We start from the raw sequence: 20,971 nt of genomic DNA on the forward strand, positions 1-20,971 counted from the left end.
TTATGCGTGCTGCATCAAAGCGTGAAGTCGTACCGTGCGCCGAGGCGGACGTAGCGCGGATCCTGGAAGGAGCGAGCGCGCTTGTACTGCGGGTTGGGCGAGCCATTGGGCAGTTCGCCGTACTCGTAGTACTGGGTGACCTGCTGCTGGCCGAGCAGGTTGAACACGTCCACCGAGAAGGTGAGCTTGTGGTCGGCGAAGAGCGGCTTCCACGCGGCGCTTACGTCAACCGTCTTCGTCCAAGGCGTGCGGCCATACGAGCCACGCGGCGCGGGCTCACCGTTGCACCAGAAGTAGTTGTTGCCGTAGCCGTACGGATCGCCACCCACGGAGGCCGGGCGGGTACCCAGGCAGCTGACCGGCGCACCGGAGGTGATGCGGGTGACGGTCGAGAACTGCCACTCGTCGTTCAGGACATACGTGCCGTAGACGCGAAGCTGGTGCTTGCGGTCGTTCGGCAGGTCGCCATTGGTGTTCTCCATGATCGCCGGGAAATCCCAGCTTTCGGTGGTGGACACGTCGGCCTGGACGATGTTCGAGTCCAGCTGGCCTTCCGAGTTACCGTAGCTGCGCGAGTAGGTGTAGTCGATCTTGCCGTACCACTTGTCGCTGAACTGGTGTTCGGCGTACAGGTCGAGCATGTAGTACGAACGCTTCGGCTTCGGGAACCCGAGGTCGGAGGCGGTGAGCGGCACGCTCAGGTACTGGCCGTCGGCGGGCGAGAGCGTGAACGTGTTGGCGCGGCCCGGGTTGAACAGCCAGCAACCGGTGCTTCGGCCGATACCGGCCTTCACCTCGTCGCTCAGCCCGTTGCGGTCGCCCCATGCCTGCAGCGACGACGGATCGCACATGTCGTCGATGAGGCTGCGCAGCTTGCGATACATGCCCTTGGCACCGACCACCCAGTTGTTTTCCAACTGCTTGTCGAAACCGAGGATGTACTCGTCCTGGTAGTACGAGTGCAGCTGCTGTGCCGAGACGGTCTTCGCATCCGGCGGGATGCCGTTGGCGCCGTTCAGGTAGTACGTGCCCGAGTACGGGCCGCTGATCAGGCCGGTGGGCGCGCCCGTGGCCGGGTCGATCCCGGTGAAGCCGAAGTACTGCGACGGATACGTGGACGGACCGGCACCGCGCACAGCCACCGAGGTGGGCAGGCCGAGGTGGTAGCGGCCGGCATTGGCGTAGATCTTCAGCGAGCTGTCGCCGTAGACGTCCCACGACACACCCAGGCGCGGATCGAGCTGGTGGCGCGAGCGGGCATAGGCTTCGCCCACGCCGTTGTAGTTGGAGAACTGCTCGTTACGCAGGCCGATGTACGAATGCCAGCGGTCGCTGATCTGCCAGTTGTCTTCTGCGAACTGCGAGCGTTGGTTGGTGCGCGCGGAGGTGCCGGTGGACAGGGCGGTGGACTCGACGTAGTAGCCGTTGGCGAAGTCAGCCGGGTTGTACAGCGCCGGGTCGAGGCCCAGGTTGCTCAGGCGGTTCTGGATCGACGAGCCGTCGCCGATGTCGTTGTAGATGTAGCCGGTACCGCCCACGGGCACGGCACCCCAGGTGGCGCGGAGCACGTAGTTATCGACACCCGCGCGCAGGTCATGGTCACCCAGGCGGTATTCGATGTTGGCGCTCCAGCCCTTCGTGCTGTCCTTGGAGCCGGGGGTCAGCTGGGTGGTCGAGCCCACGACGCAACCGCCCTGCGGATTCGCCTTGAACGCCGTGCGGTTGTCGGTGATCGACGTGCAGTTGAGGCCACCGGCCTGGTCCACCACCTGCGAGTGGTCGGAGTGGGCGCGGCCGTACATGGCATTGATGGTCAGGTCGTCGGTGACGTAGCCGGTGTAATGCGCGATGTAGGTATCGCCGCCGGGCGTGCCGTTGGTCTGGGTGCCGTTGTAGTTCTTGGTGTACTGGTGGCCGAGGTAATCGCCGCGGCCGGTGGTGTAGTTGTAACCGAAGATCGAGGAGTCGACCGTTTCCGTGTCACCGATGCCCGTCAGTTCCAGGATGTTGTTATCGGTGATGTTCCAGTCGATCTTGGTCAACCAGCGCTTGGTCTTCGAGGTATCGCGCTCGTCGTCGTTGGCGCCGTTGGCGGCGGTGTAGTTACCGGTCTGGCGGATCCAGTCCGCGGCGGCAAAGATGAACAGCTTGTCCTTGATCAGGGCGCCGCCGAGCGAGCCGGAGTACTGCAGGTTGTTCTGGTCGCGCCAGGTGTACGGGTTGCCGCGCTGGTACTTCGTTCCGTCGCGGTAGTAGATGTTGCGCGGGGCCTGGGCGAGCGAGTCCGGCGAATACAGCACCTGGACGTCGCCCTTCCAGTCGTTGGAGCCGCGCTTGGTCACGACGTTGATCACGCCGCCGGTGGAGCGGCCGTACTCGGCGCCGTAACCACCGATGAGCACCTGCTCCTGGTCGATCGCGTCATAGGGCAGCTGGCGGGAGCTGACGCCGGTAAGCGGGTTGGTGACCTGGAAGCCGTTGATGTAATACGCGTTCTCCGATGCGGACGAGCCACCGAAGGACAGCGCGTTGCCGTAGCCGCGGGCCGCCGAGGTGGTACCCGGGGCCAGGAGGGCGATGGAGCTGATGGAGGTGCGGGCGATCGGCAGCTTGGAGAGCTGGTCGGCGCTGAGCACCGTGCGCGAGTCGACCGAGCTGACGTCGATGCTCGGCAGGCTGTTGGCGGTGACCTGCACGCTGCCCAGTTCCGTGGCGTTGCCGGCGGTGGCGGTCGCGGCAAACGACACGTCCGTGCTCTGGCTGATCTGGGTCTGCACCTTCTTGTGCGTGTCGACCGCCGTGCCGTTGTGCATCAGCGTCACGTCGTACAAGCCGATGGGCAGCGAGTTGGCGCGGTAACGGCCGCTGCTGTCCACCGTGATATCGCGGCGCAGGCCGGTGTCGGTGTTCTCGATATGGACGACGTCGCCGGGCGTGGCGGAGCCGAAGATGGAGCCGGTGGCGTTGCTCTGGGCGAGCGCGCCGCCGCTGGCGGCGGCCGCGACGGCAAAGGCAACGGCCAGTGTGAGTTTGCGGCGCGGCGGGGCCGCGGTGCGCGAGACGAACTGCATGAACCTACCCTCCTGAAAGACGCTTCTGACGAATGGCGGGACGAACAACCCCACACCCGCGCGGCACGCGGATGGTCACCGCGGCTGCGGTGGGTTGGTCGATGAGCACGATTACGCGGTGCCGCCTGCCTTCTGGCGGGCAAACGGCATCACGCGGTCAAGGCAGGCGCAAACGCGAGCCTTTGGAAGGGAGTACAAACCGGAACGGAGCTGGCATGTCGGATTCCCCAAATAGACGACAAGAAAGGTTCTGCCGTGTAAGCCGTGCTGCCTCGCGTACATCCCCTGGAGGCAGCTATCGACAGCACCAGAGTCCGGTGCGTGAAAACAACGTAAACCCGTGAAATACTTGTAAACAATAGGAATAAGTCCTAAGCAGGTACTTACGTCCGAATCGCAGGAAATTACGCTTTCATGGGGCTTTCGGCTTGCCCTTCCGGGCCCCGGGTCGGTAGCGTGAGGTGATGGAACTTGTCATCACCATCCTCGTCCTCCTGCTGGTCGTCGCCTTGTCGGGCGCGGTCGTGCGCATCCTGCCCTTTCGCCTGCCCTTGCCGGTGGTGCAGATCGCCCTGGGTGCGCTGCTGGCACGGCCTTTCGGGCTGCATGTCGAATTCGACCCCGAGCTGTTCTTCCTGCTGTTTATTCCGCCGCTGCTGTTCGCCGACGGCTGGCGCATTCCCAAGCGCGAACTGTTCCTGCTGCGCGGGCCGATCCTCGCGCTGGCCATTGGCCTGGTGTTCTTCACCATCGTCGGTGTCGGCTACTTCGTGCACTGGATGATTCCCACCGTGCCGCTGGCCGTGGCGTTCGCGCTGGCGGCAGTGCTGTCGCCCACCGATGCGGTGGCCACGTCGTCAGTGACCGGCGGTACGCGCATGCCGTCGCGGCTGATGCACGTCCTCTCCGGTGAGGCCCTGCTCAACGATGCATCGGGACTGGTGGCGCTGCAGTTTGCCGTCGCGGCGGAAATCACCGGCCATTTTTCCGTGTGGAAGGCGGCAGGCGACTTCGCCGTAACCGCGCTGGGTGGTGTCGCGGCGGGCGCACTGGTGGCCTACACGTTCGGCCTCTTTCGCCGGCGGCTGCTGCGCTGGAGTGGCGAGGTCGATTCCGCCAGCCAGGTCGCGTTGCTTCTGCTGTTGCCGTTCGCTGCCTACCTGCTCGCGGAACACTTCGGTGTCAGCGGCATCCTCGCGGCGGTGGCGGCGGGCATGATGATGAACTACACCGATGTGCTCAAAGGCAGCTACGTGGCCACGCGCATGCAGAACAGTGCGGTGTGGTCGATGGTGGAGTTCGTCTTCAACGGCCTGATCTTCCTGCTGCTGGGCATGCAGCTGCCGGGAATCGTCGATGGCGCGAAGACGGACCTGCAGCAAGCCGGCGGCGGTGAGCTGTGGTACCTCGGCGCTTACGTCGTGGCCATCACCCTGGTGCTGGTGATCCTGCGTTTCATCTGGGTGTGGGTGTCGTTCCGCTTCGTGCTGATGCGTGCCCTGCACCGCGGCGAAAAGCGGCCCAAGGTGGGCACGCGGCTGATGTGGACGACGGCGCTGGCAGGGGTGCGCGGAGCGATCACCATGGCCGGTGTGCTCTCGCTGCCCTTCCTGAAGGCACCGGGCGTCGCGTTCCCCGTGCGGGACCTGATGATCTTCCTCGCCTCGGGCGTCATCCTGTGCACGCTGTTGTTCGGCGTCGTCGGTTTGCCGCTCTCGGTGAAGGGGCTGAAGTTGCCCGGCGAGGATCCGCGGGTTCGCGAAGAGCGCAAGGCACGCGCGCTGGCGGCCGAGGCCGCGCTGCACGGTATTGCCGAAGAACAGAACAAGGTGGAGGAGAGCGGCGATGCAGACGCAGTGGCGCTGGCGTCACGCGTGGCCGCGCGGGTCATGGCCGATTACCAGCAGCGCCTGGAGGCCGCGGGCGACGAGGGCGACGTGCCGGACAAGGCGCGTGCCGAAGCGGGTACGGAGCGCGTCATGCGGCTGGCGGCCCTGCGCGCCGAGCGGCGCAAGCTCTACGAGCTGCGCCGCGACCACAGCATCAATGACGAGACGCTGCGCACGCTGGTGCGCGAGGTCGATCTCGCCGAGGCCTCGCTTACCGGCTTACACGCCGGCTGAAGCAAGCTCGGGCAGGCGGAAGAAGCGTTCGGCCGTGCGCGTCGACGCTTCGGTCACCGCCTCGCGCGTTTCCCCGCGATCCTTCGCTACCTCGTCACGAATGTGGGCGAGGTACATCGGCTCATTGCGCCGGTCCTTCGGCATCGGCCGCAGGGTGCGTGGCAGCAGGTAGGGTGAATCGGTTTCCAGCATGAGCCGGTCCGCCGGGATCAGCTTCACCAGCTCGCGCAGGTGCGCGCCCCGGCGTTCGTCACAGATCCAGCCGGTGATGCCGATGTGGCAATCCAGGTCAAGGTAATCGCGCAGGGCGTCGCCGGTGTCGGTGAAGCAGTGGACCACCGCGGCGGGCACCTTGTCGCGGTAGCGCTTCAGCAGCGCAAGGAAGTCGTGGTGCGCGTCGCGCTGGTGCAGGAACAGCGGCATGCCGAACTCCGCCGCGATGGCGAGCTGGCGTTCGAACACCTCGCGCTGTGTCTCGCGGGGCGAGTAGTTGCGATTGTAGTCCAGGCCGGTTTCGCCCACCGCGCGCACTTCCGGCTCCGTGGCCAGCCGGCGCAGCAGCGCATCGGTGGCGTCGTCGTAGTCGACGGCGTGGTGGGGGTGGACCCCCGCGGTCGCAAAAAGCCGCCCCCCGCTGGCACGCGCCAGGCTCAGGGCGTGCTCACTTCCTTCGCGTGAAGCTCCCGTGATGACCATGCGGCCCACGCCGTGGGCGCTTGCCCGTGCGAGCACGTCAGCCAGGTCGGCGTGGAAGGAATCGTGCGTCAGGTTCGCGCCGATATCGATCAAGTCCATGATTTTTTTCGCAATCTGAGGGATGTGAAAACGCGCGGGGGCATGCGTTATCGCGCGGCAAAGCCATGAATTAAATCATATACGGCCCTCGCCAGCGGGTTTTGCCGGGGTTTCGGGGATAGGCCATACGGACGACGCGAAATACTGCGTCAAATCATTGACGGTCGCATTTTCATACTGTTAGGTTCCTGCGACGGCTGGGGAAAAAGCGTCAAAAAGCCGTCGTACACAGCGTTTGAGAAGTTTCTGAGCTTCTTTTTTTGCAGGGGACGTCCACCAGGGGCGTCAAAAGGAAGGCGGCCCGCAATCGGCCGTCCAAGGCAATACCACGGGCTTAGGGGTAGTGCAGATGGGAAATCGTCTTTTCGCGAGGTCGTTCGTCGCCTCGCTCGTCCTGGCCACGGCGCCAGTGATCTTCGCCGCAGGGGCCAGCGCGCCCCACGCCACGTACAACGTCAGCACGGTGCGCGCGCCGACCAGCGTCGACCGCTTCATCGTGACCTATCGCGATGGCACCACGCAGCGAACGGACCATGCCGCGGCGACGCAAACGGTGAGCGCCGCGCTGTCACGCGCCGCCGCCCTCACCAGTTCATTGCGTGCAGGCAAGACCGCCGCGCCGACGGCCGCTTACGTCCGCAAGCTCGGCATCGGTGCCGACCTCGTCCGCACGTCGCGCAAGCTGACCCCCAGCGAGGCGGATGCGCTGGTTAGGCAGATCGCCAGCGACCCTGCCGTGGCGCACGTCCAGGTCGACACGATGAAACAGAAGGTGCGCGATATTCCCGCGGCCGCTGTCAGCCCCATCGTCCCCAATGACCAGTATTACGCCCGCTACCAGTGGCATTTCCGCGCGCCGGACGGCACCGCGGAGAAGATCGGCTCCGACGCGAGCAGCTACGCCAACAAGGGCGGCAGCAACGTTGCCAACGCGTGGAATCTTTCCGATGGCACGGGCATCACGGTGGCCGTGCTCGATACCGGCATCACCAATCACCCGGACATCGACCTGTCGCTCGCCGATGCGGGCTACGACTTCATCAGCGACGCTTTCGTGTCCGGCCGTGCAACCGACGGCCGCGTGTCCGGTGGCTGGGACCTCGGCGACTGGACCACGGGCGACGACAAATACCTCGCGACCAACGGCGGCTGCGTCGACGCGGACAATCCGGCGGAAGACTCCAGCTGGCACGGCACGCATGTGTCCGGCAACGTCGCCGAGCTGACCAACAACACCACCGGCATGGCGGGCATCGCCTACAAGGCAAAAGTCCTGCCGGTTCGCGTGCTGGGCCACTGCGGTGGCTACAGCTCGGACATTGCCGATGCGATCGTGTGGGCCTCCGGCGGCCATGTCGACGGCGTGCCGGACAACACGCACGTCGCCCAGGTGATCAACATGAGCCTGGGTGGTTCGGGCAAGTGCAGCGATGACCAGGTGACGGCCGACGCCATCACCAGCGCCATCTCGCGCGGCACCACGGTGGTGGTGGCCGCCGGCAACTCCGATGACGATGCCGCGAACTACTCGCCGTCGAGCTGCCCGGGTGCCATCGCCGTCGCGTCCAACGGCATCACCGGCAAGCGCGCGTTCTACTCGAACTACGGCAGCGTGGTTGCGCTCTCCGCACCGGGCGGCGGCGTATATGCCAACGATGCCTCCTCGGGCACCATCGTCTCCGCCGGCTTCTCCTGGTCCGCCATCAATGACGGCCTGCACGAGCCGACCACGGCCGATTACGGCGGCATGGCCGGCACCTCGCAGGCCACCCCGCATGTCACCGGCACGGTCGCGCTGATGCTTGCCGCGACGAAGGGCGCCAACCTGCCCACGCCGACGCCGGCCCAGATCCGCACGCTGCTCACCTCGACGGCGCACGCGTTCCCCTCCACGCCGGACAAGGTGATCGGCGCGGGCATCGTCGATGCCTATGCGGCGGTGAACAAGGCGCTGGGCAACGACAACGGCAACCCGGGCGAGCCCGACGTCACCGCGCTCACCAACGGCACCGCCTTCAAGGCGTCCGGTGATGGCTCGGCCAAGGTGTTCTCCATCGTCGTGCCGACGGGCGCGCGCACGCTGGTGTTCACCACCACGGGCGGCACCGGCGATGTCTCGATCGCCGTGAAGAACGGTACCGCGGGCACGGAGACCGTGTCGGCGAAGAAGGGCACGAACAACGAGACCGTCACGGTGGCGCGTCCGGCGGCAGGGACCTGGTACGTCACCGTCACCAGCCCTGCGTCGTACGCCAACGTCAGCGTCCTCGCGCGCTTCGTCGAGCCGTAAGCGCACGCCCCGCCGGCCCCGTGCCGGCGGGAAGGAAAGCCCTGCCAGGGGGCGGGCTTTCCGTATGGCGCCGGCGAGGGGGTCTTCGCTGGCGTGGCGTTCGGGGAGGGGTCCCCGGCGCCGTTCAAGGGAGGTAAGGGCAATGTATTCACGAACACTGGCACAGGCCATGGGCCTGGTGCTGACGGGCGTCTTCACCCTCGCGACAGCCGCGCAGGCCGCTGACGCACCGAAGACCGCTGCCCCACAGGCCGTGGTGGTGCAAGGCGTGCAGGTGGCCATCGACCCGGCAACGGGCCGTTTGCGCGAGCCAACGGCCGAGGAGCGTGCGGCGCTGTCGAAAGCGTTTGGCACGCAGAACATCGGCGCGTCGAAGCTGGCCGCCGGCCAGCCACGCACGGCCGCCGAGGCGCAGTCCACGTTCCGCACCGTCTCGCTCTCCAACGGCGTCCGCGCCAAGGCGGTACGGGTACCGGCGGAACTGATGAGCAGCGTCGTCGCCGAACGGCAACCAGATGGCAGCCTCAGCGTCCACCACGATGACCATGGCGTACAGCCTGCGCCGAAGGCGCCGGAGGTGGTGAAATGATCCGCCGCACTCTTCTCTTCACCGCGATCGCGGCGGCCGGCCTGTTCTGCGCCATGGGCGCCAGCGCAGCCGAGATCAAGATCGTCAACCAGGACGTCGGTACCGGCAAGGGCCTCGATGACCCGACACCGGCGGTGCCGGTGGGCGGCAACCCGGGCACCACGGTCGGCAAACAGGCACTGAATGTTTTCCAGTTCGCCGCCGACGTGTGGGGTGCCGTGCTGCAGAGCGACGTCACCATCGTCAACAACGCCACGTTCGAGAAGCTCTCCTGCGATGCGACGTCCGGCGTGCTCGGCTCGTCCGGCACCACGTACATCTTCTACTTCGACAACACCAGCACGCTGCCTCCGGGCGCGCTGCGCAACACCTGGTACCACTCCGCGCTGTTCGATGCGCTGACCAAGGAAGACGGTGCGCCGGGCGAAGCGGATATCCAGAGCCAGTTCAACGGGGCACTGGGTTCCACCGGCTGCCTGGAAGGTTCGAAGTGGTACTACGGCCTGGACGGCAAGACGCCGGCGGGCTCGATCAACTTCCTCAACGTCGTGCTGCATGAAATGGCCCACGGCCTGGGCTTCTCGGGCTTCAACAGCCTGACCACCGGCTCGCCGTACGTGGGCGATGACGGCGTGGCCCGCCCGGACATTTACTCCACCTTCGTGTTCAACGACACGCAGATGAAGAAGTGGTACGACCTGACGCCCGCGCAGCGCGTCACGGCGGCGCTGGACGACGGCAACCTCGTCTTCACCGGCCCCACCGTCAAGGCGGAGGCTCCGCTGGCCCTGGGCCTGCCCGATATCTTCCGCGTGACGGCACCGGCCGGTGCGGCGGGCGACTACCAGTTCGCCCAGGCCGCGTTCGGGCCGCTGGCCACTGCCGCGAACTTCAACGGCAGCGTCGTACAGGCGGCGCCGGCGGATGCGTGCACACCCTTCACCAACGCGGCGGCGCTCAGCGGCAAGACCGCGCTGATCGATCGCGGCACCTGCGCCTTCACCGACAAGGTGGCGGCGGCCCAGGCGGCCGGTGCGAAGGCGGTGCTGATCGCCAACAACCAGGCCGGTGCCATCACCCCGGGAGGCACGCCGACCACGACGATCACCATCCCGACCATTGCGCTCAGCCAGGTCGATGGCAACAAGCTCAAGGCCAACCTCACCGGCCTCACCGGCGCCGTCGGCAAGGGCACGGGCCTGGCGGGTGCGGATGCGCAGGGCAATGTCCAGCTCTACGCGCCGACCGTGCTGGCGCAGGGCTCGTCGTTCTCGCATTACGACACGCGCCTCACCCCGAACGCGATCATGGAATACGCGATCAACCAGGACCTGATGGGCCAGATCGACGTCGACCTGACACCGGCGTTGTTCAAGGATGAAGGCTGGGGCCTCAACACCACCGGGCAGCTGCTGCTTACCTGCAACACCGGCATCCCCACCCTGGTTCCGGGTGGCGTGATCATCGGTGCCAACGTGATCTCCAACGCGAAGATCATTGCCGGTGATGCAGCGACGCTGGCGGCATATCGCACCGGCGTGCGCGGTTACGCCAGCACGCTGGCCGGTTCCGGGCTCATCACCGCAGGCCAGGCCACCAGCCTCAATGCGTGCCTGAGCGATGCGGAGACGCAGAAGCAGTACACCGCGTGGCACGTTGCCATTCCTGACGCGATCAGCCTCGGCAACAACGTGGGCCTGTCGAACCAGTCCGGCGCGGCGGGTAGCACGAAGGTGTATTCGCTCTCGGTGCCGGCCGGTGCGAAGTCGCTCACGTTCCGCACCGCGGGTGGTTCAGGCGATGTGTCGATCGCGACGCAGGCCCCGGGCGCCACGGCATTCACCCCCGTCGCCAACCGCACGGGCAATGCCGAGGTGTTCACCAAGGCCACCCCCGCACAGGGCACCTGGTACCTGCAGGTCACCGGCGTGAAGGCCTATAGCGGCGTCACTGTCCAGGCGGTTTACACCCAGTAAGTGCATCACACCCGGGCCGCCCAGCGCGGCCCGGGTTCCATTCGGTGGCAGGCACCGGAGGCAGCGCATGGCGCGCCCCGTCGCCCGCCACAAACGGCGGCATCCACGGGAGGAAGTTACGTGAATACGATCTACAGCAAGGTATGGAACAAGTCGCTCGGCATCCTGGTCGTTGCATCCGAACACGCACGTGCGAACGGCAAGGGCGGGGCCTCCCGACGCCTCCGTGCCGCCATGGCAGCACTGCCGCTGGCCGCAGGCGCGATGCTCGCGCTGGCCAGCCCCTCGGCCGAAGCCGGGAACATTTGCAGCGGGTTCTCATCGGGACTCGCACCGGTCGCCAAGGGTAACCAGGCCTTCGCCTGCGGTGCGCTGGCAAAGGCGGCGGGTGATTACAGCGTGGCACTCGGTGCCGCGGCGAATTCAAAGGGTGATTACAGCACCGCCGTAGGCCAGGACGCGCAGTCCAGCGGCGACTTCGCCACGGCGCTTGGCCAGGGCACGCGCGCCACGGCCACGGATTCGGTGGCGGTGGGCCAGGGTGCCAACGCCGCCAACACGGGCAGCACGGCGATCGGTCGCGGTGCACGCGCCATCGCCAACAACGCGGTGGCACTGGGTTCGGACTCGGTAGCGAATCGCGCGAACACGGTCTCCGTCGGCCGCAGCGGCAGCGAGCGGCAGGTCGTCAATGTCGCCGACGGCACGCAGGCGACGGATGCGGTGAACAAGCGCCAGCTGGACAAGGTCGGCGACCGCGTCACCACGGTGAACGGACGCGTTGATACGGTCAACGGCCGGGTCGACACGGTATCGGGTCACGTCGATGCGGTGGATGCCGCCACGACGGATGCCCAGCATTATTTCAAGGCGGACGGCCTCGCCGATGGCAGCGATGACGCCACGGCCACTGGCAAGTACGCGACGGCTGCCGGCTCCGGCGCGTTCGCGGGCGGCGCAGGCGACAGCGCCTTCGGCAGCGGTGCCTTCGCCAATGGTGGCAATGCCACGGCAACTGGTTACGGCGCCGTCGCGACGGGACAGAACAGCGCGGCGTATGGCGCGGGGTCGCAGGCTAACGGCCCGGGTAGCGTCGCCGTCGGCGGCGTGGCCGTGGATGCGGACGGCAATCCGCTGATCAACAACGGCGGCGTGCCGGTCGACACCGGCGCGACCAGTGCCGATGTGGGTGGCACGGCGGTCGGCGCGAGCGCACAGGCGGCGGGTTTCGCCGCGTCGTCGTTCGGCGTGGGTGCCTACGCCAGCGGCGCGCAGTCGGTGGCGGTCGGTGCGGTGGCCAATGCCCTGGGTGACTATTCGACGGCTATCGGCACGCAGAGCGCCGCGCTCGGCGTCGCCAGCGTCGCGCTGGGTGCGGGTTCGGTGGCGGATCGCGACAACACGGTGTCGGTGGGTGATGTCGGCGCCGAGCGCCAGATCACCAACGTGGCGGCGGGTATGGAAGATACCGACGCGGCGAACGTCGCGCAGGTGAAGGATGCCGTGAACTCGGCCACGCGCTACTTCAAGGCCAACGGCGCCAATGACGGCACGGACGATGCCACGGCCATCGGTGATTTTGCGACGGCGTCCGGCTCGGGTGCCTTCGCCGGTGCGAATGGCGCGAGTGCCTACGGCAGTGGCTCGTTCGCGACGGGTGTGAACAGCACGGCCTCCGGTTACGGTGCGACGGCCACGGGCCAGAACAGCGCCGCTTACGGTGCCGGTTCGCAGGCTAACGGGCCGGGCAGCGTCGCGGTCGGTGGTGTCGCGGTGGACGCAGACGGCAACCCGCTGATCACCAATGGTGGCGTGCCGGTGGATACCGGTGCGACCAGCGCGGATGTCGGCGGTACGGCGGTCGGCGCGAGTGCGAGTGCCAGCGGCTTTGCCGGGTCGGCGGTTGGCGTAGGCGCTTACGCAAGCGGTGCGCAGTCGTCGGCCTTCGGCGCGGTGGCGAACGCCACGGGCGATTATTCCACGGCCGTGGGTACGCAAAGCGCCGCGAGTGGCGTGAGCAGCGTGGCCGTGGGTGAGAGCGCCACGGCAGCCGGGGACGAAAGCGTGGCCGTCGGTGGTAGCGCGTTTGGGTTCTTCACCGCGCAGGCCACGGGCTATGCGACGACCGCCCTGGGTGCGGGCGCGTGGGCCACGGCGGACTATGCGACGGCCATTGGCTGGAACACGTATGCCGCGGCAGAAAGCAGCACGGCGCTGGGCGAATCGGCATCCGCACAGGATCTGGGCGCGAGCGCGCTGGGTGCCGAAGCGATTGCCGTGGGCACCCAGTCCACCGCCGTCGGTGCGGTATCGACGACCAATGGCGACTTTGCTTCTGCCATCGGCAGCGGCAGTTATGCGGGCGCCAACAACGCCACCGCTGTAGGCGGCCTGGCCACGGCAACCGGCGAAAACAGTTCGGCCGTCGGCGCGAACAGTGAAGCCTCGGGCGCACGCTCGACGGCGACCGGTGCCTCCAGTGCCGCGTTCGGTGACGACAGCACAGCGAACGGCTACAGCGCGATTGCTGATGGCAGCGGTGCCACCAGCGTCGGTGCAAGCAGCGTGGCTGATAGTGATTACGCCACGGCGGTGGGCAACGGTGCGAGCGCCCACGGCGTCGGTGCATCGGCGCTCGGCGCAGCCGCCAACGCGCAGGGTGATTCGGCCATCGCGAGCGGTTACGGCTCGACGGCGCAAGGCAAGAACGCGGCCGCGTACGGCGGCGGCGCACAGGCCACGGCCAACGGCACCACCGCGATCGGTGGCCAGGCGGTGGATGAGAACGGCGATCCGCTGATCACCTACAGCGCCACGGGTGAAGCAGTCGGTCCGGCAACCGCGTCGGGCCTGGCGGCTACGGCGGTCGGCGCAAGCGCCCAGGCGGAAGGGCAGTTTGCCACCGCGCTGGGTACGGCAGCTTTCGCGCAGGGCGAGCAGTCGCTGGCGGCGGGTTTCCTGTCGGAAGCGTCGGGGCAGGGTGCGACGGCGCTGGGCGCGCAGGCGTACGCACCGGGTGCATTGGCTACGTCGGTGGGTTACGGCTCGGCCGCATACAGCGACGGTGCCGTGGCCATCGGTGGCGGAGCGAGTGCCGCAGGCACGGGTAGCGTCGCGATCGGCCAGTACGCCGAAACCGGCTTCTCACTGTTTGGCATTGAGGCCGCCAATGCGGTCGCGGTCGGTACGAACAGCTGGGTGCTCGGCGACAGCGGTACCGCGCTCGGCGCCGGTGCCTGGGCGATCGGCAACAACAGCGTGGCACTCGGTGCCAATTCTTACGCCGATCGTGACAACACGGTGTCGGTGGGTGACGTCGGCGCCGAACGCCAGATCACCAACGTCGCTGCCGGCACGGAAGGCACCGATGCGGTGAACAAGTCGCAGCTCGATGCGGTATCGGGCAACCTGACCGAAGCCACGCGTTACTTCAAGGCCAACGGCGCCAATGACGGCACGGACGATGCCACGGCCATCGGTGATTTTGCGACGGCGTCCGGCTCGGGTGCCTTCGCCGGTGCGAATGGCGCGAGTGCCTACGGCAGTGGCTCGTTCGCGACGGGTGTGAACAGCACGGCCTCCGGTTACGGTGCCACGGCCACGGGCCAGAACAGCGCCGCTTACGGTGCCGGTTCGCAGGCTAACGGGCCGGGCAGCGTCGCGGTCGGCGGCGTCGCGGTGGATGCAGACGGCAACCCGCTGATCACCAACGGTGGCGTGCCGGTGGATACCGGTGCGACCAGCGCGGATGTCGGCGGTACGGCGGTGGGTGCGAGCGCGAATGCCAACGGCTTTGCCGCCTCGGCAGTGGGCGTCGGCGCCAATGCCAGCGGCGCACAGGCATCGGCGTTCGGCGCGGTGGCGAACGCCACCGGCGATCTGTCGACGGCGGTGGGCACGCAGAGTGAAGCCAGCGGTGCGAGCAGCACGGCGCTGGGTGAATCCGCCTCGGCACTCGACCTGGGCTCGAGCGCACTGGGTGCGGAATCCATTGCACTGGGCACGCAGTCCACGGCGGTCGGTGCGCTGGCCGCCTCCATCGGCGACTTCTCCTCGGCGATCGGCAGCGGCAGCTTTGCCGGTGCGAACAACGCCACGGCCGTGGGTGGCCTGGCGGTGGCGACGGGCGAAAACAGTTCGGCGGTCGGCGCGAACAGCGAAGCCTCGGGCGCACGCTCGACGGCGACCGGCGCCTCCAGCGCCGCGTTCGGTGATGACAGCACCGCCAATGGCTACAGCGCGATTGCCGATGGCAATGGTGCCACCAGCGTCGGTGCGAGCAGCGTGGCTGATAGTGATTACGCCACGGCGGTGGGCAACGGTGCGAGCGCCCACGGCGTCGGTGCATCGGCGCTCGGCGCCGCCGCCAACGCGCAGGGCGATTCGGCGATCGCGAGCGGTTACGGCTCAACGGCGCAGGGCAAGAACGCCTCGGCTTACGGCGGTGGCGCACAGGCCACGGCTAACGGCACCACGGCGATCGGTGGCCAAGCGGTGGATGAGAATGGCGATCCGCTGATCACCTACAGCGCCACGGGCGAAGCCGTGGGTCCGGCGACGGCGTCGGGCCTGGCGGCTACGGCGGTCGGCGCAAGCGCTCAGGCGGAAGGGCAGTTCGCTACCGCGCTGGGCACGGCAGCGTTTGCCCAGGGCGAGCAGTCGCTGGCGGCGGGCTTCCTGTCGGAAGCCTCGGGTCAGGGCTCCACGGCACTGGGCGCGCAGGCGTACGCGCCGGGTGCATTGGCTACGTCGGTGGGTTACGGTTCGGCCGCATACAGCGATGGAGCGGTAGCTATCGGTGGCGGAGCGAGTGCTGCCGGCACGGGTAGCGTCGCGATCGGCCAGTACGCCGAAACCGGCTTCTCGCTGTTTGGCATTGAGGCCGCCAATGCGGTCGCGATCGGCACCAACAGCTGGGTGCTGGGCGACAGCGGCACGGCCCTCGGCGCGGGTGCCCAGGCGATCGGCAACAACAGCGTGGCGCTGGGTGCCAATGCTTACGCCGATCGTGACAACACGGTGTCGGTGGGCGATGTGGGTGCGGAGCGTCAGATCACCAACGTCGCTGCCGGTACGCAGGGCACCGATGCGGTGAACAAGTCGCAGCTCGACACGGTGGCCGGTAGCGTCAGTGACGCCAGCCATTTCTTCAAGGCGACGGGTACGGGTGATGGCAGCGACGATGCCACCGCGGCCGGCCAGTTCGCGACCGCCGCGGGTTCAGGCGCCTTCGCCGGTGGTACCGGTGACAGTGCGTACGGTAGCGGCGCCTTCGCCAACGGCGGCAACGCCACGGCGATGGGCAGCGCCTCGACGGCCACGGGCGCGGCGAGCACCGCACTCGGTGCCACCGCGGAAGCCAGCGGTGCCAACAGCGTCGCGCTTGGCGCCGGGTCCGTCGCTTCTCGCGATAACACGGTCTCGGTCGGTGCGGTCGGCTCGGAACGCCAGGTGACCAATGTGGCGGCAGCAACGCAGGCCACCGATGCGGTCAACAAGGGCCAGCTGGACACGCTGGCTGACAGCGTGAGCAGCGCGGCGCACTACGTCTCGGCGAACGGTGCGAACGACGGCTCCGACAACGCCAGCGCCGCCGGCGCCTACGCGACGGCCGTGGGTGCCGGAAGCACGGCATCCGGCGACCTGTCCACGGCGATCGGCTCGTTCGCGACCGCCAGCAAGGAATCGGGTACGGCCCTCGGTGCCTCCGCGAACGCGGCCGGCGCCGGTGCCACCGCCCTGGGTGACAGCGCACGCGCCACGGCGAAGAACTCCGTGGCGCTGGGCAGTGGCTCGGTAGCGACGCGCGCCAATACCGTCTCGGTGGGCTCGGCGGGCAGCAACCGCCAGATCACCAACGTCGCGGCGGGCACGCAGGCCACCGATGCCGTCAACCTCACCCAGCTGAACAGCGCGGTGGCCAGCGCCTTCGCCGGCACCAGCAATGCCGCGGGTAACGCGGTGGCGCTGGCACTGGGCGGCGGTGCAACCATGGGCGCCAACGGCTTCATCGGCCCGGTGTTCCGCGTACAGGGCGGCTCGTACAGCACCGTGGGCGATGCGGTAGGTGCGCTGGATGGCGCCCTCAGCGCCCTCGGCAGTCGCGTCGGCAACCTGGAAACGGGGGTGACCACCCCGCGTACGGGCACGACCGCCTACGTGGCGCCGGCCTCCGTCGCTGCCGCCCCCGCGGCGGTGACGCCAGCGGCGGCACCCGCGGCACAGGCCATTGTCGAAGGCACCGGCAACGGGACCGCCATCGGCACCGGCAGCTACGCCAAGGACCCGACCGACCTGGCCATCGGCAACAACGCCACCATCGGTGCCGCTGACAGCACGGCCGTCGGCACGGGGGCCACCGTCACGGCCGCCGCGACCAACAGCGTCGCCCTCGGTGCGAACTCGGTGGCTACCGAGCCGAACACCGTCTCCGTGGGTTCCGTCGGTGCGGAGCGCCGGGTGACCAATGTCGCCGCCGGCACCGCGCCGACCGACGCGGCCAACGTCGGCCAGGTGGACCAGGCCCTGACCACGGCCAAGTCGTACGCTGACCAGGGTGACGCCACGACCCTCAACTCCGCCAAGGCCTACACCGACCAGAAGTTCGGCGATGTGATCAGCGGCGGTGCCTTCGACGACTACAAGCGCCAGGTCGACCATCGCTTCGACAATCTCAACGACCGCCTGAACAAGGTGGGTGCGATGGGTGCGGCGATGTCGCAGATGGCCTTCAGCGCCCAGGGCGTCAGCGGCGATAACCGCCTCGGCGTGGGTGCGGGCGGTTACAAGGGCCAGGGCGCGCTGTCGGTGGGTTACTCACGCGCCCTCTCGTCGCATGCCGCCCTGACCTTCGGGGCTGCCGTCAGCGGCGGTGAGACTTCGGGCGGTGTTGGTGTAGGCATCGGCTGGTAATCGGCACGGCGGCCGCCTACACGGGGCCGCCATATCCTTTCAAGGCCGGCGGTGACGCCGGCCTTTCCTTTGTTGCAGCGCGTCGCAGGATGCGCGTCACGCGGTCGCCGTCGACGCATGGTATGTGCTACCAATAGCGGCCCAAGGCCCCAGGAACGGGGGCATCGATACCGACACGACCGGAGCGTGAAAAAGCATGTCTGCGACAACTGAGCATAAGGACATGCTGACCGGCGAACCGGGTGAAGCCCAGGTCTGCGCGCACCTCGTGGCGCACGGGCGCCTGAAGGACACCGACCTCGCGCGGGCTCGCCGCCTGCACGACGAGACCCCGGAAGGCACCCTCACGTCGCTGATGGCCCGCCTGGGCCTGGTGTCGGAGCGGGACCTGGCGGATGCGTGGGCGGCCCTGCTCGGGTTGTCCCTGCTCGCCGCCAAGGACGCTCCCGACATGCCGCCGGCCGATGTCGACCTGTCTACGCGGTTTCTCAAGCAGTACCACGTCGTTCCCGTCCGCGAGGGCGACGATGGGCTGGCCTTGCTCATGGCCGACCCGGCCGACCCGTATCCCTTGCAGGCCGTTCGCCTGGCCACCGGCCGCGACGTTCAGTTGCGCGTGGGCCTGCGTTCGGAAATCGACGACCTGATCGAGCGCTACTACGGCCAGGGTCGTTCAGCGATGGGCAGCATCGTCGAAAGCCTCGATGGCAGCGCGGCCGTGGAAGACGACGTGGAGCACCTGCGCGACCTCGCGTCCGAGGCGCCGGTCATCCGCCTGGTCAACCTGATCCTCCAGCGTGCCGTGGAACAGCGAGCGTCGGACGTCCACATCGAGCCGTTCGAAAACCGGCTGAAGGTGCGTTACCGCATCGATGGCGTGTTGCATGAAGTCGAGGCGCCGCCGTCGAGCTCTACCGCCGCGGTGATCTCGCGCGTCAAGATCATGGCTCGCCTGAATATCGCCGAGCGCCGCCTCCCGCAGGATGGCCGCATCCAGCTGCGCGTCCAGGGCAAGGAACTCGACCTTCGCGTGTCCACCGTGCCCACCAGCTTCGGCGAGTCGGTGGTGATGCGTATCCTCGATCGCGAATCGGTGGTCTTCGACTTCGCGTCGCTGGGCTTTACCGACAGCTTCCGCGACCGCTTTGTCGAAGTGCTCGACCGGCCGCACGGCATCCTGCTGGTCACCGGCCCCACCGGTTCGGGCAAGACCACCACGCTGTACACGGCGCTGTCGCAGATCAATACGCCGGACGTGAAGATCATCACGGTCGAAGATCCTGTGGAATACCAGATCGAGGGCATCAACCAGATCCAGGTGAAGCCGCAGATCGGCCTCGACTTCGCGGGTGCGCTGCGCTCCATCGTGCGCCAGGATCCGGACGTGATCATGATCGGCGAAATGCGCGACCTGGAAACCTGCCGCATCGCCATCCAGTCCGCGCTCACCGGCCATCTGGTGCTGTCGACGCTGCATACGAACAGCGCCGCCGGCGGTGTCACGCGCCTGCTCGACATGGGCGTGGAAGACTACCTGCTGGGCTCCACGGTCAACGGCATCCTCGCCCAGCGCCTCGTGCGCCGCCTGGATCCGGAAACGGCGATTCCCTATGAAGCGATGCCCGAAGTCATCGAACAGTTCCAGCTGCACAAATACACCGATGAACGCCCGATCCGCCTGTGGAAGCCGGGAACGAGTGCCGCCAACCCCACGGGATACCGTGGCCGCCGCGCGATCATCGAGTTCCTGGTCATGAGCGATCCCATCCGCCGGCTGGTGATGCAGCGCGCGGACGCGGGCGAGATCGAGCGCCAGGCCCGCGCCGAGGGCATGCGCAACATGTATGAGGATGGCCTGGCCAAGGCCGTCGCCGGTGTCACCACCATCGAAGAGGTCCTGCGCGTCACGCAGGAATCCTGAGCATGAGCCAGTTCCGCTACCGTGCCATCAGCGCCGCCGGTGAATTGCTGGCGGGACGCATGGAAGCACCCTCGGTCGAGGATGTGGTGGCGCGCCTGCAGGACCAGGGCCACGTGCCGCTCGAGGCTGCGCCCGCCGATGGCGAAGCGTCAGGAAGCGGTCTCTCCGCGCTGTTTCGCAAGGGTCCCTTCACGGGTGACCAGCTCGCCCAGTTCACCCACCAGCTCGCCACGCTGCTCAGCGCGGGCCAGCCGCTGGACCGCGCCCTGGGCATCCTGCTCGACCTGCCCGAAGGCGAGCGGGCGAAGAACATGGTGGAACGCATCCGCGACCGCGTGCGCGGCGGCACCACGTTGTCCACGGCACTGGATGAAGAGAACGGCGCTTTTCCGCGCCTCTACATCAGCCTGGTGCGCGCCGGCGAGGCGGGCGGCTCGCTCGACGAAACCCTGCGCCGCCTTGCCGATTACCTCGAACGCTCGCAGGCCCTGCGCGGCAGCATCATCAACGCGTTGATCTATCCCGCGTTCCTCATGGTCGGCGTGCTCGGTTCGCTCGTCCTCCTGCTGGCGTACGTGGTGCCGCAGTTCGTGCCGATCTTCGCCGACATGCAGGTTCCCATTCCCCTCATTACCAAAGTCGTGCTGGCGATCGGCACGGTGATCGGCGACTGGTGGTGGGCCATTGGCCTGGGCCTCGTCGTGCTCGCGGCGTTCCTGCGCCTGCGCCTGCGCGACCCGGATGCGCGGCTGCGCTTCCATGCGCGGCTGCTGACCATGCGCGTGGCCGGGCCGCTGCTGTTGAAGGTGGAAACCGCGCGCATCGCCCGTACGCTGGGCACCTTGCTGAAAAACGGCGTGCCGCTGCTCGGCGCCCTGTCCATCGCGCGCCAGGTCACCGGTAACCGGGCCCTGGATCTCGCGCTGGAACAGGCGGCGGATCGGGTGAAGGGCGGAACCGGGCTGGGCAGTGCGTTGTCACAGACGGAGCGCTTTCCCCGCCTGGCCTTGCAGATGATCCAGGTGGGCGAAGAGGCCGGTGCGCTCGACGGGATGTTGCTCAAGGTGGCCGACACCTTCGACATCGAAGCCAAGCGCGCCATCGACCGCCTGCTGGCGGCGCTCGTGCCGACGCTCACCATTGTCATGACCGTGCTCGTCGCTTTCATCATGGCCGCGATCCTGCTGCCGCTGCTCAGCCTCACCAGCAACATCAACTGACCGATTCGTTTTCAGGAGTTTCGCCATGCGCTCGACCCGTACCCTCCGACACAGCCACGCCCGCGGCTTCACGC

The 20,971-nt window shown here is 67.6% G+C and carries 8 protein-coding genes and 1 pseudogene; 7 read left to right on the top strand and 2 right to left on the bottom strand.

The annotated features are described in order from the left end of the window. Positions 1–14: 14 nt before the first annotated feature. The gene (locus FIV34_RS02145; protein ID WP_139979208.1) at positions 15–3,071 is read right to left on the bottom strand and encodes a TonB-dependent receptor; all 3,057 of its coding nucleotides are present in this window, start codon (positions 3,069–3,071) and stop codon (positions 15–17) included. Between the two features lie 464 nt (positions 3,072–3,535). On the opposite strand from FIV34_RS02145, the gene FIV34_RS02150 reads away from it, so the two are divergent. After that, positions 3,536–5,194 (top strand): Na+/H+ antiporter, encoded by a 1,659-nt coding sequence (locus tag FIV34_RS02150; protein WP_139979210.1) that lies wholly within the window; start codon positions 3,536–3,538, stop codon positions 5,192–5,194. Here the strand turns inward: FIV34_RS02150 and FIV34_RS02155 are convergent. Continuing rightward, entirely contained in the window at positions 5,180–5,989 is an 810-nt protein-coding gene (locus tag FIV34_RS02155) for a TatD family hydrolase (protein ID WP_139979212.1), read from the bottom strand. The two genes, FIV34_RS02150 and FIV34_RS02155, sit on opposite strands and share 15 nt — an antisense overlap. Before the next feature lie 349 nt (positions 5,990–6,338). Here FIV34_RS02155 and FIV34_RS02160 point away from each other — a divergent pair, with 349 nt between their 5' ends. From FIV34_RS02160 to gspF, 6 genes and pseudogenes are all read left to right on the top strand, one after another. After that, entirely contained in the window at positions 6,339–8,279 is a 1,941-nt protein-coding gene (locus FIV34_RS02160; RefSeq protein ID WP_139979214.1) for a S8 family serine peptidase, read from the top strand. 142 nt (positions 8,280–8,421) lie between these two features. After that, positions 8,422–8,868: a post-PEP-CTERM-1 domain-containing protein gene (locus FIV34_RS02165; RefSeq protein WP_139979216.1), complete on the top strand. Its 447-nt coding sequence runs from the start codon at positions 8,422–8,424 to the stop codon at positions 8,866–8,868. Continuing rightward, on the top strand, positions 8,865–10,844 hold the full coding sequence (locus FIV34_RS02170) for a PA domain-containing protein (protein WP_139979218.1): 1,980 nt from the start codon (positions 8,865–8,867) through the stop codon (positions 10,842–10,844). The genes FIV34_RS02165 and FIV34_RS02170 overlap by 4 nt, the downstream gene beginning before the upstream one ends. Before the next feature lie 183 nt (positions 10,845–11,027). Then, positions 11,028–17,756 (top strand): annotated as a pseudogene (locus FIV34_RS02175) (ESPR-type extended signal peptide-containing protein); the annotation flags it as partial. A 223-nt stretch (positions 17,757–17,979) separates the two neighbouring features. After that, a complete protein-coding gene (gspE, locus tag FIV34_RS02180) occupies positions 17,980–19,677 on the top strand; it encodes a type II secretion system ATPase GspE (protein ID WP_211352756.1) in 1,698 nt (565 codons plus the stop codon). A gap of 2 nt (positions 19,678–19,679) precedes the next feature. Beyond that, positions 19,680–20,897, top strand: a complete 1,218-nt coding sequence (gspF, locus tag FIV34_RS02185) for a type II secretion system inner membrane protein GspF (RefSeq protein ID WP_139979224.1) — start codon at positions 19,680–19,682, stop codon at positions 20,895–20,897. Positions 20,898–20,971: the final 74 nt, after the last annotated feature.

The organism is Luteibacter pinisoli (assembly GCF_006385595.1).
Lineage (GTDB): Bacteria > Pseudomonadota > Gammaproteobacteria > Xanthomonadales > Rhodanobacteraceae > Luteibacter > Luteibacter pinisoli.

What these genes read in the sequence shown, in the direction of transcription:
- FIV34_RS02145 (WP_139979208.1), bottom strand. Translation starts at nt 3,071, where the DNA reads ATGCAGTTCGTCTCGCGCACCGCGGCCCCGCCGCGCCGCAAACTCACA.
- gspE (WP_211352756.1), top strand. Translation starts at nt 17,980, where the DNA reads ATGCTGACCGGCGAACCGGGTGAAGCCCAGGTCTGCGCGCACCTCGTG.
- FIV34_RS02160 (WP_139979214.1), top strand. Translation starts at nt 6,339, where the DNA reads ATGGGAAATCGTCTTTTCGCGAGGTCGTTCGTCGCCTCGCTCGTCCTG.
- FIV34_RS02155 (WP_139979212.1), bottom strand. Translation starts at nt 5,989, where the DNA reads ATGGACTTGATCGATATCGGCGCGAACCTGACGCACGATTCCTTCCAC.
- FIV34_RS02170 (WP_139979218.1), top strand. Translation starts at nt 8,865, where the DNA reads ATGATCCGCCGCACTCTTCTCTTCACCGCGATCGCGGCGGCCGGCCTG.
- gspF (WP_139979224.1), top strand. Translation starts at nt 19,680, where the DNA reads ATGAGCCAGTTCCGCTACCGTGCCATCAGCGCCGCCGGTGAATTGCTG.
- FIV34_RS02150 (WP_139979210.1), top strand. Translation starts at nt 3,536, where the DNA reads ATGGAACTTGTCATCACCATCCTCGTCCTCCTGCTGGTCGTCGCCTTG.
- FIV34_RS02165 (WP_139979216.1), top strand. Translation starts at nt 8,422, where the DNA reads ATGTATTCACGAACACTGGCACAGGCCATGGGCCTGGTGCTGACGGGC.